Source organism: Kocuria sp. KRD140 (genome assembly GCF_017168375.1).
GTDB lineage: Bacteria > Actinomycetota > Actinomycetes > Actinomycetales > Micrococcaceae > Kocuria > Kocuria marina.
This window is the reverse complement of sequence record NZ_JABFAW010000018.1, coordinates 1-1,172: the sequence shown is the minus strand read 5'-3', so window position 1 is coordinate 1,172 and position 1,172 is coordinate 1. Positions and strand designations below refer to the sequence as shown.

The following is a 1,172-nucleotide window of genomic DNA, read 5'->3' as shown; positions in this document are numbered from 1 at the left end:
GGTCAGGGGCGCGTTGCGGGCCCGGCCCTCGAGCACCGCGGGATCCACCGGGTCGGAGCTCATGACGTCCTGCCACTTGGGCCACTCCGTGTTGGCGATCTCGATCGCGACCGGCCCGCCCTGCGTGAGCCCGTGGCGGACCCCGCCCAGGATGCGCACGCGGTCCTGTTCGAATTTCATGCGGGCGCCGCGGCCGTACCCGAGCCGGCGCCGGGCCAGCGCGTCCTGGATCATCCCGGTGGTCAGTTCCACACCGGCGGGGACACCTTCGATGATCCCCACGAGCGCCTCACCGTGTGATTCCCCGGCCGTGAGCCAACGCAACATCAAAACACTCCAGTTCTCGCCCGGGGTCCACGCCCCGCGGTCAATTCGTTTCGCTCGGTCGTGCGCCCCGGCCCGGGCGGCACGCGCGCCGGGTCACGGCGCGAGTCGTGTGGCCTGCGCGATGCGCACGCGCTGCGGGATGCCACGTTCGGGCCGTCCCACCGCGCGACACATGGCCGCGGTCACCCGGTCCTCGTGCGGTATCGCCGCGAGGGGATCGCCCTGCGTGAACCAGCGGACCTGATCCACGGCCTGGAAGATCAGCATATCGACACCGGGGGCGATCGCGCCCCCCGCGTCCTGCCATGCAGACGCAAGCCGTGAGGGCCACGGGTCGTACGCGGCGTCGAGCAGCACGCCGGACACCGACGGCGCCTGGGCGCGCCACTGCAACGCGAGCTCGTCCGCACCGCGCGGGGGCAGGGTCGCCACGACCACGTCCGCGGTGTGCAGTGCCTCGGCGGCGTACTCCCACGCCACGGTGCGCACCTCGGTGCCCACCGCCCGCGCCACGGCATCGAGGGTCCGAGCGCGCGAGGGTGTCCGCACGACGACGTCCACCGTCTCGGCCCCGAGCCCGTGCAGGGCCGCGACGGCCGCGCTGGCGGTGGCCCCTCCGCCGAGCACGACGGCGCGCGGGGTCCCCGGGATCGCGCCGGCCGCGCTCACGGCGGACATGATGCCCATGACATCTGTGTTGTCCGCGACCACGCGTCCGTCGTCCTCGAACGTGAGTGTGTTGGCCACGCCGAGCGCCCGCACGAGCGGGGTGACCCGGTCGGCGTCTCGGGCGGCGAGGGGTTTCAGGGGCATGGTGACCGAAAACCCGCCCCAGTCCCCCGCAG

At 73.5% G+C, this 1,172-nt stretch carries 2 protein-coding genes; both read right to left on the bottom strand.

The annotated features are described in order from the left end of the window. A partial coding sequence (locus tag J1M36_RS12195) for a chorismate synthase (protein WP_206479967.1) occupies positions 1–327 on the bottom strand: 327 nt, incomplete at its 3' end. A 93-nt stretch (positions 328–420) separates the two neighbouring features. Then, the coding region (locus J1M36_RS12190) for an NAD(P)-binding domain-containing protein (RefSeq protein ID WP_206479966.1) at positions 421–1,172 on the bottom strand (752 nt) is incomplete at its 5' end.